This is a genomic window from Desertimonas flava (genome assembly GCF_003426815.1).
Lineage (GTDB): Bacteria > Actinomycetota > Acidimicrobiia > Acidimicrobiales > Ilumatobacteraceae > Desertimonas > Desertimonas flava.
This window is the reverse complement of sequence record NZ_QKYK01000008.1, coordinates 47,422-60,869: the sequence shown is the minus strand read 5'-3', so window position 1 is coordinate 60,869 and position 13,448 is coordinate 47,422. Positions and strand designations below refer to the sequence as shown.

The 13,448-nt window shown below is 71.6% G+C and carries 18 protein-coding genes; 7 read left to right on the top strand and 11 right to left on the bottom strand.

All coding sequences use genetic code 11. The features are described 5' to 3' along the window. The first annotated feature begins 136 nt into the window (after positions 1-136). Complete coding sequence (locus DN771_RS11665; RefSeq protein WP_116997556.1) at positions 137-553, top strand: CBS domain-containing protein; 417 nt, start codon at positions 137-139, stop codon at positions 551-553. A 14-nt stretch (positions 554-567) separates the two neighbouring features. On the opposite strand, the gene ku is transcribed toward DN771_RS11665, so the two are convergent. Further along, entirely contained in the window at positions 568-1,389 is an 822-nt protein-coding gene (gene ku, locus DN771_RS11660) for a non-homologous end joining protein Ku (protein WP_162941832.1), read from the bottom strand. A 136-nt stretch (positions 1,390-1,525) separates the two neighbouring features. Here ku and DN771_RS11655 point away from each other — a divergent pair, with 136 nt between their 5' ends. Beyond that, entirely contained in the window at positions 1,526-2,488 is a 963-nt protein-coding gene (locus DN771_RS11655; protein WP_205528548.1) for a DNA topoisomerase IB, read from the top strand. Positions 2,489-2,508: 20 nt separating this feature from the next. Here DN771_RS11655 and DN771_RS11650 read toward each other — a convergent pair whose 3' ends face one another. After that, positions 2,509-3,477 carry a TIGR03557 family F420-dependent LLM class oxidoreductase gene (locus tag DN771_RS11650; RefSeq protein WP_116997713.1) on the bottom strand — a complete coding sequence of 323 codons (969 nt, stop codon included), beginning with the start codon at positions 3,475-3,477 and terminating at the stop codon, positions 2,509-2,511. Positions 3,478-3,641: 164 nt separating this feature from the next. Between DN771_RS11650 and DN771_RS11645 the strand changes: the two genes are divergently transcribed. Further along, a complete protein-coding gene (locus DN771_RS11645; RefSeq protein ID WP_162941831.1) occupies positions 3,642-4,046 on the top strand; it encodes an ATP-binding protein in 405 nt (134 codons plus the stop codon). Positions 4,047-4,058: 12 nt separating this feature from the next. On the opposite strand, the gene DN771_RS11640 is transcribed toward DN771_RS11645, so the two are convergent. The 4 genes from DN771_RS11640 to DN771_RS11625 form a co-directional block, all read right to left on the bottom strand. Next, positions 4,059-4,823 carry a sigma-70 family RNA polymerase sigma factor gene (locus DN771_RS11640; protein ID WP_116997553.1) on the bottom strand — a complete coding sequence of 255 codons (765 nt, stop codon included), beginning with the start codon at positions 4,821-4,823 and terminating at the stop codon, positions 4,059-4,061. 68 nt (positions 4,824-4,891) lie between these two features. Further along, positions 4,892-5,644, bottom strand: a complete 753-nt coding sequence (locus DN771_RS11635; protein ID WP_162941830.1) for a sigma-70 family RNA polymerase sigma factor — start codon at positions 5,642-5,644, stop codon at positions 4,892-4,894. Continuing rightward, positions 5,631-6,137 carry an ATP-binding protein gene (locus DN771_RS11630; RefSeq protein WP_116997551.1) on the bottom strand — a complete coding sequence of 169 codons (507 nt, stop codon included), beginning with the start codon at positions 6,135-6,137 and terminating at the stop codon, positions 5,631-5,633. Before DN771_RS11630 ends, DN771_RS11635 begins: the two co-directional genes overlap by 14 nt. Before the next feature lie 34 nt (positions 6,138-6,171). Further along, entirely contained in the window at positions 6,172-6,696 is a 525-nt protein-coding gene (locus tag DN771_RS11625) for a DUF6328 family protein (protein ID WP_162941829.1), read from the bottom strand. Between the two features lie 205 nt (positions 6,697-6,901). On the opposite strand from DN771_RS11625, the gene DN771_RS11620 reads away from it, so the two are divergent. Genes DN771_RS11620 through DN771_RS11605 form a run of 4 tightly spaced genes read left to right on the top strand, consistent with a single transcriptional unit; the run spans position 6,902 to position 9,403 of the window. Further along, positions 6,902-7,201 (top strand): STAS domain-containing protein, encoded by a 300-nt coding sequence (locus tag DN771_RS11620; RefSeq protein WP_162941828.1) that lies wholly within the window; start codon positions 6,902-6,904, stop codon positions 7,199-7,201. Between the two features lie 12 nt (positions 7,202-7,213). After that, the gene (locus DN771_RS11615) at positions 7,214-8,188 is read left to right on the top strand and encodes a PfkB family carbohydrate kinase (RefSeq protein WP_116997548.1); all 975 of its coding nucleotides are present in this window, start codon (positions 7,214-7,216) and stop codon (positions 8,186-8,188) included. Between the two features lie 29 nt (positions 8,189-8,217). Beyond that, a complete protein-coding gene (locus DN771_RS11610; RefSeq protein WP_116997547.1) occupies positions 8,218-8,685 on the top strand; it encodes a universal stress protein in 468 nt (155 codons plus the stop codon). Between the two features lie 58 nt (positions 8,686-8,743). Beyond that, positions 8,744-9,403 carry a hypothetical protein gene (locus DN771_RS11605; protein ID WP_116997546.1) on the top strand — a complete coding sequence of 220 codons (660 nt, stop codon included), beginning with the start codon at positions 8,744-8,746 and terminating at the stop codon, positions 9,401-9,403. On the opposite strand, the gene DN771_RS11600 is transcribed toward DN771_RS11605, so the two are convergent. From DN771_RS11600 to DN771_RS11580, 5 genes are read right to left on the bottom strand one after another with little or no spacing between them, the layout of a single operon-like run. Further along, positions 9,404-9,961 (bottom strand): hypothetical protein, encoded by a 558-nt coding sequence (locus DN771_RS11600; protein ID WP_116997545.1) that lies wholly within the window; start codon positions 9,959-9,961, stop codon positions 9,404-9,406. Then, on the bottom strand, positions 9,958-11,268 hold the full coding sequence (locus DN771_RS11595; RefSeq protein WP_116997544.1) for a DUF58 domain-containing protein: 1,311 nt from the start codon (positions 11,266-11,268) through the stop codon (positions 9,958-9,960). The genes DN771_RS11600 and DN771_RS11595 overlap by 4 nt, the downstream gene beginning before the upstream one ends. Next, complete coding sequence (locus tag DN771_RS11590; RefSeq protein ID WP_116997543.1) at positions 11,265-12,281, bottom strand: AAA family ATPase; 1,017 nt, start codon at positions 12,279-12,281, stop codon at positions 11,265-11,267. The genes DN771_RS11595 and DN771_RS11590 overlap by 4 nt, the downstream gene beginning before the upstream one ends. Then, the gene (locus DN771_RS11585) at positions 12,268-12,699 is read right to left on the bottom strand and encodes a hypothetical protein (protein WP_116997542.1); all 432 of its coding nucleotides are present in this window, start codon (positions 12,697-12,699) and stop codon (positions 12,268-12,270) included. Before DN771_RS11585 ends, DN771_RS11590 begins: the two co-directional genes overlap by 14 nt. Next, positions 12,696-13,412: a DUF4129 domain-containing protein gene (locus tag DN771_RS11580; RefSeq protein ID WP_162941827.1), complete on the bottom strand. Its 717-nt coding sequence runs from the start codon at positions 13,410-13,412 to the stop codon at positions 12,696-12,698. The genes DN771_RS11585 and DN771_RS11580 overlap by 4 nt, the downstream gene beginning before the upstream one ends. Positions 13,413-13,448: the final 36 nt, after the last annotated feature.

The window sequence follows — 13,448 nt, the reverse complement described above, 5'->3', positions numbered from 1 at the left end:
CGCTGCGCCGGGACGTCGGTCACCGAGCTATCTCCGAGAGATGGCAGCCGTGCCGTCCCGCCCGTGAGGATCCGCCGCCTCCGGGCGGGGCGGTCCGTCGGCACCGCGACCGGAGCCACCAAGCAATGGAGGGGCCATGACCCAGACACTCCGTGATGTGATGACGACCGATCTCGTGGCGTGCCCGAGCAGTGCATCGCTCGCCGAAGCCGCACAGCTGATGCGTGACAAGGACATCGGAACCGTGCTCGTCACCACCGACGGCACCCTGCGCGGGATCGTCACCGACCGGGACCTCGTCGTCCGGTGTCTTGCCGAGGCCGCCGACCCGAGCACCGCGGTCGGCAACGTGTTCTCCGGCGAGCTCGTCACCGCCCAGGCCGACGACTCCGTGGAGAGCGCTGTCGAACTGATGCGTTCCCGGGCGCTGCGGCGGCTGCCGGTGGTCGACGGCGATCAGGCGGTCGGGATCGTCTCGCTCGGCGACCTCGCCCGCGAACGCGAGCCGCAGTCGGTGCTCGCCGACATCAGCGCGGCGCCGGCCAACGGCTGACGGTCAGCAGGCCGTCAGCTGGCCCGCCGCTTCCTGGCCGGCTTGCGGCGCTTGCCACTCGCCTCGCCGAGGCTCCGCTCGAGGGCCTCGGCGAGGTCGATGACCTTCTTCGACGGAGCCTCGTCGGACTCCGCCTCGACGATCTCGTCGCCGCGCTCCTTGCGCTCGATGCGATCCCGGAGCTCGTCGGCGTACGTGTCGTCGTACTGCTCGGGCTTCCAATCGGCGGTCAGGGCGTCGATCAGCTGGGTGGCCATGCGCAGTTCCTTGGCCGCCGGCTTCGAGCGACGGGTCGGCAGGTCGTCGATGTCCCGGCGATCGACGATCTCGTCGGCGAAGTGCATCGTCGACATCGCCAACACGCCGTCGAGCGGACGGACGGCCACCAGCGACGGCTTGTTGCGCATCGTCACCGTCCCGATCGCCACCCGCTCGCGGTCCTCCATCGCGGCGAGCAGGAGTTGGTACGGCCGTTTGGCGGCGTCACTCCCCGGAGCGAGCCAGTACGTGCGCTCGTAGTAGATCGGGTCGACATCGTCGAGGGCGACGAAGTCGGTCACCTCGATCGTGCGGGTGGACTCCGGGCGGAGGTCCTCGAGCTCCTTGCGCTCGAACGTCACGTACTTCCCGCGTGACACCTCGAAGCCCATCTCGATGTCGTCCTGCTCCACCTCCTTGCCGGTTTCCTCGGCCACCTTCCGGTAGCGGATCCGCGATCCGGTCTTGGCGTCGAGCTGGTGGAAGTGCACGTCGTGGTCACGAACGGCGGTGAACGCGCGCACCGGCACGTTCACCAAGCCGAAGCCGATCGAGCCGGTCCACACGGGTCTCGCCATGGCCGTTGAGTACCCGCTTCGCCACCGGGCAACCATCTGGCAACCATCTGGTAAGACCCCGGGCGGGACGCCTGGCTCGTCGACGGGCTGGGTACGGAGGCGCCGTGCCAGCGACGGCGGACGAAGGATCGGACTGATGAGGTTGCGGCAGGTCTCCCCGGATGTACCCGGATGGACGCGTCGCCGGTGCGGGCGCGGCTTTCGGTATCTCGCCCATGACGGCACGAGCCTGGGGCCCGACGACATCGCACGCTGCAAGGCGCTCGTCATCCCTCCGGCGTGGACCGAGGTCTGGATCTGCCCGTTCCCGAACGGCCACCTGCAGGCGGTGGGCGTCGATGAGGCGGGGCGGCGGCAGTACCTCTACCACCCGGAGTGGCGCGACCGTCGTGATCGCGAGAAGCACGACCGCGTCGTCGACGTCGCCGGCCGCCTTCCCGCAGCCCGGCGGACGGCCCGCCGGCACCTCGGCGCCGACACGATGACGAAGGACAAGGCGTTGGCCACGGCGTTCCTGCTGCTCGACCTCGGGGTGTTCCGGGTCGGCGGCGAGGAGTACACGGCGCGGTACGGCAGCTACGGGTTGGCGACGGTGGAGAAGCGCCACGTCACGATCGACGGTGACTCGATCATGTTCGACTATCCGGCCAAGTCGTCGCAGCGCCGGCGGGTCACGGTCACCGATCGCCGGCTGAGCGAGGTGGTCGGGGAACTGCTGCGCCGGCGCGGGGGAGGCCCGCAGCTCCTCGCCTACCGAGACGGTCGGCGCTGGCGGGACATCACCTCGCGCGACATCGGCGACTACGTCAAACGTCTCCTCGGAGCCGACGCCACGAGCAAGGACTTCCGGACGTGGCATGCCACGGTGGAAGCGGCTGCCGCGCTCGCCGCGGCGAACGGCGACGGCGCGCCGCGCCGGGCGGTGAAGGAAGCCGCCGACCACGTGGCCGAGGTGCTGGGGGACACGCCTGCCGTGGCGCGGTCCGCGTACATCGACCCGAGGGTGATCGAACACTTCGAGGCCGGTGAGACGATCGACCCGCAGGCGTCGGGCCGTGCGGTGCGTGAGGAGGCGGTCGCCGAGCTGCTCACCGAGTGACCGCGCTCAGAGCGGAACGCTCACGCGGCGAGCCGTTCGTCGAGCGCAGGGCGGAGCTCACGTTCCCAGAAGGACATGAAGCCGGCCTGGTCCGGGCCGATCTGGTGGAAGTACACATGGTCGTAGCCGGCGTCGCCGAACTTCCGGGTCGCGTCGACGAACTCCTCCACGTCGGGACCGCAGGGCACACTCGCCGTGGCGTCCTCCTCGCGCACCGTCTCGACCGCCTGCTCGAAGTGCGTCCACGTCGGCAGGTCCTGGGAGAGCTGCCCGCTGAGGCCGGCGTTGGGCCAGACCCGATGCACCGTCGCCCGGGCGTCGGAGGCGTCCTCGGCCCAACAGACGTGGATCTGCGAGTAGCGCGGCCCCTTCCCGCCGCTCTTGGCGAAGCGGTCGACCGCATCCGGGTCGGGGGAATGGCCCCAGTAGCCGTCACCGATGGCTGCCGCCAGGTCGACGGCAGCATCGCCGAAGCCCGACACGATCACCGGGATGTCCTCGGCGGGCGGATCGAAGAGGCGGGCGTTCTCCACCGTGAAGTAGGTCCCATGGTGGTCGATCGTCTCGCCCGTCCAGAGGCACCGCATCACGACGACCGCCTCCTCGAGCATCTCCCTGCGGATCTCGGGCACCGGCCATCGTTCGCCGGTGATGTGCTCGTTGAGTGCCTCCCCGGTGCCGACGCCGAAGAAGAAGCGTCCCTCGAACAGCAGCGCCGTGGTCGCCGCGGCATGGGCCACCACGGCCGGATGGATGCGCATGATGGGGCAGGTGACGCCGACGCCCACGTCGATCGTCGAGGTGCGAGCGGCGATCGCCCCCAGCACCGTCCAGGCGAACGGGCTGTGGCCCTGCTCGCTCACCCACGGGTGGTAGTGGTCCGAGAGCGACAGGAACGAGAAGCCGAGCTCCTCGGCGCGCACCGCATTGTCCACGAGCAGGGACGGCGCGTGCTCCTCCGATGACAGCGTGTAGCCGAACTGGATCATGCGGTCGCACATACCCGTCGCGCTCGACCCTGATCCGCGACGATCCGGGGCGAGAGAGTCGGCCGTTGAACTGCCCCCGAGCCGGGTACGGCGACGGCGAGCGCTCCCACGACCGGGAGGGCCAGTCGTGGAGAGAGAGAGCGGGGTCTGCCAAGATGCACCTGGTGACATCGGACGAGCAAGGGAAGACGAGCGAGGCGCCCGAAGTCGTCCGGCTCACCGTCCCCGCCGACCCGCGCTATCTCTCTGCGGTCCGCCTCGTCGCTGCCGCCCTGGCCACGGATCTCGACTTCACCGTCGACGACATCGAAGAGCTTCGTATGGCGGTCGACGAGGCCGCCGCCGTGCTCATCTCCAACGCGTCGGACGGCTCGTCGATCCGGCTCGCCTTCACCATCACCCGTGCCGCCCCGGCGTTCCTCGGGGTCGACGGCTCAATCGACGGGGGGCTGTCGACCGACGCCGTCGATCCGTTGGCTCGGCGCATCGTCGCCGCAGTGGTGGATCGATGCACGCTGAACGCCGGCGGCTTCTCGCTCGAGAAGTCGTCGTCGCTCACCCGGGCCTGAGCGAGCGCCAGGTCAGGCGGCGTCGGCGCGCCGCTCACGGAGGGTGGACTCCATCTCCTTCAACGCCGAGCGGAGGAGGCGTGACACCTGGACCTGGCCGATGCCGAGGCGTTCGCCGATCTCGGCCTGTGTGCAGCCCTCGTAGAACCGCCACAACAGGATCATCCGCCTCCGCTCGTCGAGCCGGCGGGCGGCGGCCATCAGCGCCACGCGGTCGGCGGCCGAGGCCACCTCCGGATCGGCGGCGCCGATCACGTCGTCGAGTGTGCTCGTCCCGTCTCCGGTCAACGTCGCCGCCGTGGAGTCGGGCCGGTAGGCACGACGGGCATCGAGCGCCTCGAGCACGTGGTCGACCGGTCGATTCAGGAACTCGGCGATCTCCGACGGCGTCGGCGACCGCCCGAGGCTCTGGTGCAGGGCGTCGGACGCCATGTTCACCGAGGACGTGAGATCCTTCGCCCGGCGCGACACCGACATCCGCCACGTGTGATCGCGGAAGTGCCGGCGCAGCTCGCCGTTCACGCTCGGGATGGCGTAGCGGGGGAAGCTCGACCCATGCTCGGGATCGAAGCGGTCGAGGGCCTTCACCAGGGCGAGGAGGCCTGCCTGGAGGAGATCTTCGTAGGGCTCGCCGCGGTTGGCCAGCCGTGCCGCACAACGTTCGGCGATCCAACGGTGTTCGAGGATCAGCTCGTCGCGCAGCTTCGGGCAGTTGGTGGCCTTGAGCTCGGCAAAGCGCTGGAGGTCCGACGTCGGTGCGGGCTCGGTGATGGTCATGTGGAGAGGGTTCGCCGGACGGCTCGGCCGCAAACATCATTTCCGAAGTTGTCGATCTACCTGGACGTTCACGATCCGTCGGCGATCGAGGTGCGCTCCTGAAGGGCGGCGACGCAGCGGCGGATGATGCGCGACACCTGCATCTGCGAGACACCGACGACGTCGGCGATCTGGTCCTGGAGGAGCTGGTCCACGAAGCGCAGTTCGAACACCCGCCGCTCGGTGTCCGTCAACGTGGCGAGCAGGGCGTCGATCTCCGTCCGGTCGATCGCGACCCGGCTGGTGGGATCGTCGAGCGCGTCGCCGCCACCCGGTGCCGGGGCGCTGTCGAGGTGATCGACGCCGCTCGAGGCACGCGTGCGGGCCGCGGCGAGCGCCTCCAACACCTCGTCCACGGAGGCCCCGAGACGGGCCGCGAGCTCACCGACCGTCGGCGAGCGGCCGAGCCGCTGTTCGAGCTCGGCTCTCGCCGAGCCCACGTCGAGAGCGATGCGGCGGAGCCGGCGAGGGACCCCGACGGGCCAGCCCACCCGTTCACGATGCTGCTTGATGGCCCCTTCGATCGTGGCGCCCGCGAACGTCGAGAACGACACGGCTCGCTCGGGATCGAAGCGCTCGACGGCGCGGACGAGAGCGAGCATGGCGACCTGGTGGAGATCGTCGTCGCCGGTGCCGCCGAACCGCCGGGCGATGTGGTGGGCCAATCCGAGGTGCCGTTCGACGATGACGTTGCGCAGACGGCGGTCACGCGAGCTCAGGTACTCTCGCCACTCCTCGGCGTCGTCGCCGGACGTGGTGGGCGAGCGATCACTGCGCGCCATCGGCGGCGTCACCCCGCGCGGTGCGCGTGCGGTCGGTGTCGAACTCCGCCCACACCGCCTTACCGCCGCCGGCGATCGGGGTCCACCCCCACCGAACCGCGAGCTCACCGACCAGACGGACCCCGAACCCACCGGCGGACGTGCCCTCCCTGCGGATCGGCGGGTCGGCACTGTCGTCTCGGACCTCGACGCGGAGATGACGCCCGTCCGCCGTCAGCAGCACGTGCGGGGCGGATGCCGCGTGCGTGACGGCGTTGGTCACCAGCTCGGACACCGCGATCAACACATCCCGCTGCAGATCGGGATGCGCGCCGACGGCGTCGAGCCAGGAACCGGCGCGATCGCGAGCTTCACCGGGGGCGTGCGCCGACAGGGCGAGGCGGAGGTCGACGACGTGTCCGTCACGGCCGTCGGCGGTCATGATCTGCCCCGCGGCCTGCTCGCTCTCACGGGTGCCGTTGCTCGACATCGAACCCGCGGGGACATCGCACATCCGGCAGCGTACCGATGCCGCGTTCCGCGCACGCTCACGGTCGACCGCCTGGCTCCGAACCGGGCGGGGGCGTGGCGGCCCCGCCGGTGCCGGCCCGTCCTGCGGTGAGGGGGAGGACGAGCCAGAGCGAAATCACCAAGACGGCCCCGGCCCCCGTGAACACCCAGCCGGCCGCGGTGCCGTAGACGTACCGGACCACACACCACAACGCGGCGAGCAACGAGACGGCGAGCAGGGAGACGCCGACGAGCGTGAGCCGGACGCCCCACGCGAGCCGGGCGGTGCGCTCGGTGCGCAGGGCGACCCGGTGGAACACCGTGGGGGTGAGCAGACACACCACGGCACCGAGGGACGCGGCGAGCGCGACGGTGTAGGCCGCGCGCCCGGCATCATCAAGCTGCTCGAAGCGATCCGTGAACGGGGCCGTCAAGAGGAACGCCAGGAGCACCTGGACGCCGGGCAGCACGACTCGCAGCTCCTGGAGCAACCCGTAGTACCGCCTGCGGAGCTCGTCGCGATCCGCCAGATCGTCGAGCTCGCGCAGATCGGCGTCTCGCATCACCGCCACAGCATCACAGACACAGCATCACCGACACAGCATCATCGTCGCAGCTTCGCCTGTCACGGGCCGCCCCGTACCCGAGACCGGCCGTCGGCAGCACAGCGCGCCAGAGAGGTCTACGGTCGCCCGGCACCGGGTATGGTCCTGCCCGATCGGTTGCGGCATCCTCCGCTTCCGTCGTCGAGGAGGCAGAATGGCGGACATGGGGGATCGAGTCACGGTGAGCGATCGGGCCGGTGGCGGGTTCACGCTCGCCGGTGAGCTCGACGCGTTCGGTGCCTCCTTGGCCGACGGTGTCCTCGGCGGACTGCCGTCCGGGCTCGACGGGCACCTCGACGTGTCCGGCCTCACGTTCGTCGACTCGGCCGGACTACGTGTCCTCGTCCGGTTGAGCGAGCGGCTTCGCGCCGACGGCGCCAGCCTTCATCTGCATGACGCCAGTGACGCCCTGCGGCGCCTGATCGAGCTGACCGGGCTCGACACGGCGTTCGTCATGGACTGAGCACCGCGGCCGATGGGTGACGCCGACCAGCGGCTCGTCGACCGGCTCGCCGGGCGTCCCGTCGTCATCGTGTCGCCCGCCCTGCTGGTGAGCGTGACGATCGAGGCCGGACCGGACGGCGGCGACGAGGTCCACGTCCACGCCGCCGGCCAGGGGTACTGGGTCGCCACGATGCTCCACTCGCTGGGCGCCCAACCCATCATGGTGACGACGTGCGGGGGAGAGATGGCCGGAGTGGCGGCCGCGATGGCACGCGACGAGATCGACCTGCGCGTGATCGCCGCCGCCGGTGCCGGTGGCAGCTACATCGACGACCGGCGCAGCGGCACCCGTCGGCGGGTCGCCGAAGAGGCGCCGACCCCACTCGACCGTCACACCGTCGACGACCTGCTGGCGGCGACCGTTGCCGCCGGCCTCGAATCCGGGCTCGTCGTGGTCACCGGATCGAACGGTCACGAGACCGTCAAGCCGTCGTTCTTCACCGCGCTCGCCGGCGGGCTGAAAGCCGTCGGCGTGACGGTGGTGGCCGACCTCTCCGGGCCCGAACTGCTCGCCACCATCGACGGTGGCATCGACGTGCTCAAGATCGCCGACAACGAGCTGTCGGCGCTGGACGGCCTCGGCGGCGTCGCCCCCGACGACCTCGGCGGACGGGCGCAAGCGCTTCGCGAGCGGTCCGGCGCCGACGTCTTCGTCACACTCGCCGACGCCGGTGCGTTCGCGCTGACCACCGAGGGATCGTTCACGGGCAAGGGCCCGACCCTGCGGACGGTGGAGTCGCGGGGAGCCGGTGATTCGTTCACCGCCGCCCTCGCCGGGGCCCGGCAGGCAGGCCTCGACGTGTCCACGCAGTTCCGCCTCGCCCTCGCCGCAGCGGCGACGAACGTCCTGCGTCACGGCCTCGGTTCGGCGACCATGGAAGCGGTGACCTCGCTGCTCGACCGGGTCTCCGTCGAATCCGGCGGTTCACATCGAGCGGATGAGTAGGCGCCCGTCAGGGCGGGTACGAACCGACCATGACACGGATCCTGGTCGCCCTCGATGGCAGCGATGAGTCGATCGCCGCAGCTGAGCAGTCGCGCCGCCTGTTCGGTCCCGACGCCGAGTACCTGGCGATCAACGTCTTCGAGGCGCCGGCGGCCACCACGCCGGTGGTCGGCGACGCCCTCGCGTGGGGTGCCGTCTGGCGGTACGAGGCGTTGGGCGCAACCGAGGAAGACGCCGAGGCCGCCCGCCAGGTTGCGGCGGAGGAGGCCCTCAACGAGGCTCAGCGGGCCGGCCTCGAGCCGACCAAGGGACTCGGCCAGATCGGCGACCCGGCCGCCGCCATCGTCGACGCGGCCGACCGCCATCGCGCCGACGCGATCGTGGTCGGGTGGCACCAGCGCGGCTGGTTGTCGCGCCTCATCGATCCGCCGGTCGGTCCCGAGGTCGCCAAGCGCGCCAACGTGCCCGTCCTGCTCGCCAAGGCGGCGAGCTCGTGAGCATCCGGGACCGGCGGCACAGCGTCTGCCCGCCGAGCGACCCGGGTACGGACTTGCCGTGAAGCTGAGCCCCCATCCCGGAACCGGCGGAGCGCCCGAGATCGATCGCTCGCCGCTCGTGCAGCTGGCCCGCCGCATCGCCCCCTCGCTGACGGTGGCGTCGGTTTCCGAGCCGCTTCCCGTGCCCCAGCGGTGCAACGTCATCGCCGTCGTCGGTTCCGCCGACGAGGCACGCAAGCTCGTCCTCGCCCTCGAGTCGGTGGAGAAGCTGACGAGCGAGGACCGCATCGGTGTCGTCGTCATGTCGGGCGAGAACACCGAGGCCACGGGCGACAGGGTGGACGAGGCGGGCGCCACCGACGGCGTCGGGCCTCGCCTGCTCGTCGGCGGTGGTGTCGGCGCGTTGATCGGTGGTGCCGCAGGCGCCGGACTCGGCCTCGCCATCGACGACGTCGCGCCCGCGGCATCGGCGATCGGTGGCGCTGTGCTGCTCGGGGCGTTCGGCGCCATCTGGGCGGCCTTCGCCGGGATGGGTGGAAGCGACGCGTACCGGCAGACGTTCGTCGTGCCGACCGAGCGCGAGCTGAGCATCGTGTCGTTCCACACCGACGAGATCGCCCGGGCCGACGACGCCTACGACCGCCTGACATCCGCCGAGGGTGAGGGCGTGATGATGCTCGATTCGTCCCTCTCGCGGGACCTTCGCGGCGACGCCTGACTACTGGTCCGGCCCCACGCTGCGGGCGAGCAGCATCGCGGCCAGACCGGTCGCGATCACCAGGCCGGCGCCGAGCAGGATGGCGTTGGGCACCGTGCCGGTCCGGCTGACCCCGAACGCGACTGCCCACATCGCCGTCGTCGCCGCGAGCACGACGGCGAGCCGGTGGAGCCAGCGCCGCGCCGACTCGGTGTCCCACGCCGCGCCCGCAGGGAGCACGGCGGCGAAGGCGGTCGTCACGTGGAACGCTCCGACCGACAGGGCAGCCACCAGCGTCCACCCGGTGACGTCCGCGTCGACCTGCGTGCACCACAGCCAGCCGACCAGGATCACCACCCCGAGACCGGCGGGCGTGTCGGGGTACCCAGCCGCGACCGCTGCGCCGGCGACGACGAGGACGATGAGCAGTCCAGGTGCCGCTCCGCGTGCCGCGGCGACGGCGCCCAGCGGTAGGAGCAGGATGAGGGCGCGCAGCGGGAGCTGCCAGCGGGCCATCGACGCGCCCGGCGGCGGAGTGACCGGCGGTCCGGCCGGCGCCGGGCGGAAGACGTTCCTCATCGGGCCAACCGTGGCGCGGCCGCCCGTCGCGCCAGGTCGCGCAGCACCGTGTCGAGACTGCCGGGCCCCCGCCAGGCGGTGACCGGTACGCCGGCCCGGGCCAACTCGGCGATCTGCACCGATCGCTCGAGGAGTCGGATGCGCCACGCCAGGGCCCTCGCCGTGCCGAAGGCCGCAGCCTGCGGCACGATGTCGTCGGGCAGGGTGTCGACCACGACGAGGCGTGCGTGACGCACCGCCAGTGACGCCACCTGCTCGAGCGCGGCGGGCGAGAGCAAGGGCGACAGCACGATCAGCAGCCCGCCCGGCTCGATGCCCGCCGGCTGTTTCGACCAGCGTCGATCCCGCGTCGCGCCGGCGTCGAGGGTCGACAGCTCGGCGAGGATGCGCAGCAGGTGCGACACCCCGCTCGACACCGGCACGTTGACGAACCGTTGGGTGCCCGATGTGCGCAGGCCGACGCGGTCGCCCCGGCGCAGGAAATGCTCGGCCAGGGCGCCGGCGGCACGCACGGTGCGGTCGAGGCTGCTCGCCTCGCCATCGATGCCCTCGCTCGCCCCGACGTCGCTCGTGGCGTCGACGACGATCTGCACGTTGGTGTCCACGTCGACGTACGTGGCCGCCACGTGCAACATCCCGGTCCGGAGCGACACCGGCCAGTGGACCCGGCGCAGGCGGTCCCCGGTGGTGAACGGCCGGATGGTGGCGAACTCGGTGCCGTCACCCTGGCGGCGCGAGTGGTTGGCGCCGACGAGTCCTTGCGGATCGGGCACGGGCGCAGCGTTGTCGAAAACCGCCGGCAGCGGCAAGGTGTCGAGCGGCAGGGGTGGCAGCGACGCCGGACCGAAGCGGAACGCGCCGAACGAGGACTCGGCCGCGATCAACCCGCCGCCGACCACCCGCCGGCCCCAGCGGTTCGAACGCACGGCCACGGTCACGGTGGCCTCGGCGGTGCCGTCGGCCGCGACCGTGCCGGCACCGGTGTCGGGGTCGGTGTCGAACGCCGGCTCGTACGACAGCGTGAACGCCAGCCGGTCGGCGGCCTCGGTGCCGGTGAGACGAGCCCGCCACACGGTGGCCTCGCCCTCGCGGACGGTCCGGTGGGCGAGGGAGGCGTCGGCACTCGGCCGTCCCGATGGCCGGGTGGCGACCGACCACACGGCGACCACGGCCAACGGGAACGAGATCACCGCCAGCGCCGGGCGACCGGCGACGACGGCGATCACCATGCCCGCGGCGGCACCGATCACGGCGCGCGCGTGGGTCGCCGTCGGACGCCAGCCTCCGCCGGCGAAGCCCGCGGTCACGGCACGCCGGTGGGATCGAGTGGCGCCGGCGATGGCGTCGAGTCCAGCACGTCGTTCACCACCGTGGTGCCCGACGCCGCGCTCATCCACAGCTCGGGCTTGATGGTGATGCGATGGGCCAGGCCGCCGACGGCGACCTCCTTGACGTCCTCGGGCGTGACGTAGTCCCGCCCGGCGATCACCGCCCTCGCCCGGGCCAGCAGCAACAGCGCCAGGGACCCTCGCGGTGATGCACCGACCAGCACGCTGGGGTGGCGACGGGTCGCCGATGCCAGCTCGACGCAGTAGCGCCCCACGGAATCGTCCACGGTGACCGTCTCGACGGCCGCCTGCATCGCCAACACACCTGGACCGTCGGTCACCGCACGGAGTTGCTGCTCCTCCCGACGGCGCTCGACGCGGCGACGCAGGACGTCCCACTCCTCGTCGCGGGTCGGATACCCGAAACTGATCCGGGCGAGGAACCGGTCGAGCTGGGCCTCTGGGAGCGGGTACGTGCCCTCGTACTCGATCGGGTTGCTCGTGGCGATGACGTGGAACGGCGAGTCGAGGGTGAACGTCTGTCCCTCGACGGTCACCTGACGCTCCTGCATCGCCTCCAGCAGGGCCGACTGCGTCTTCGGCGGCGTGCGGTTGATCTCGTCGGCGAGCAGCAGCCCGGCGAAGATCGGGCCGCGCCGGAACTCGAACGTGGACGTTCGTTGATCGAAGATGAACGAACCGGTTAGATCCGCCGGCAGCAGGTCGGGCGTGAACTGGGCCCGCTTGAACGTCAGCCCGAGCGTCTGGGCGAACGAGCGGGCGGCCAGGGTCTTGCCGAGTCCCGGAAGGTCCTCGACCAGCACGTGGCCACCGGCGAGCACCGCGGCCAAGACCTGGCTGAGCGCCGTCCGCTTGCCGACCACCGCCCGCTCCACCTCGTCGAGCACGTCGTTGGCGAGCCGCGATGCCGCCTCCACGTCGATCTCACGGCGGGTCGGCGCGTCGTCGCCCGCCCGCTCAGTGGCGTCCATCTGTTTCGATCCTCCTGACCATCTGGTCGATCTCGGCGTGACGCAGCGGGCGCTCGTCGGCGGCGGCGTCGGCCACAGGGTCGCCGGCATCGCCCGCGGGCCGGGCCGACAGCCCGGCCAACACGCCGCGGAGCGCCGCGGCACGCTTGGGGTCGTCAGGCGCCGCCTCGATCATGCGGAGCAGCTGGTTGGCGCGCGGGTCCTCGAGTGGCCGCGGCGGCGAGCGCATCGGCCGCGGCCACCGCACCGGCTCGGCGGTGGCCAGCAGGTCGACTGCGCAGAACACCGTCGCGGCGAGACCGGCGGCGATCAGTGCCAGCAGCACCGGGCGCGGCCCCATGCCGAGCAGGATCATCGGCACGACGACGACGGCCCAGATCGCCGCGACGCCGGCGAGGCGGGCCATCCACGTGCTCATGGAGTAGGCGCCGGCTCAGCGGCGGCTGCGTCGGTGGTCGCCCGCAGCTGTTGCCGCAGCCGCTCGACGGCGGCCACCGCCGCCTGGCGGTGGTGCTCGGCCAGCGAGTGCCGGGAGAACCGGGCTTCCCGGTACAGCGCTGCCAGGTCACCGATCGCCGTTGCGTCGACCGAGCGCTCCCCGATGACGCGCGCCGTGAACTCGGCCGACGTCTCCGATGCGAGGCGTCCCGTCCCGGTTGCCGCCACCGCCTCCTCGAGAACGATCCAGCAGCGGACGATCGCGTTGCGTGGCGTGCCGCTCGCCAAGCGCTGGTGGAGGTCGTCTGCGACCTCGTCGACCGCGTCGGCGAGGTCCACCTCGGGCAGCGGCACGATCTCTGGCGGCGGGCGCCGACGTCGACGACCGCCGCCGGCGAGCCGGACGAGCCACCGCACGATGAGCACCAGTACGGCAACGGCGCCGATGCCGAGCACGACCATGATGGGCAACGACAGGTCGGGACCGTCACCGGGTTCAGCGGGCTCATCGGGCATCTCCGGGAGCACCTCGGGAACCTCGACCGGCTCGGGCTCGCCGTCGACCCGCTGCTCGGTTCGATCCCGAGGCGGAGCGTCATGCCACAACTCCACGTCGGAGGCGGCTGCCGACCACACCACCACCGTCGCCGCCAGTGCGCCCGCGGCCACGAGGGTCCAGGTCGAGCGCGTCACCGGGCCGAACCTACAACGTCGGTCCCGCCCCGAGAG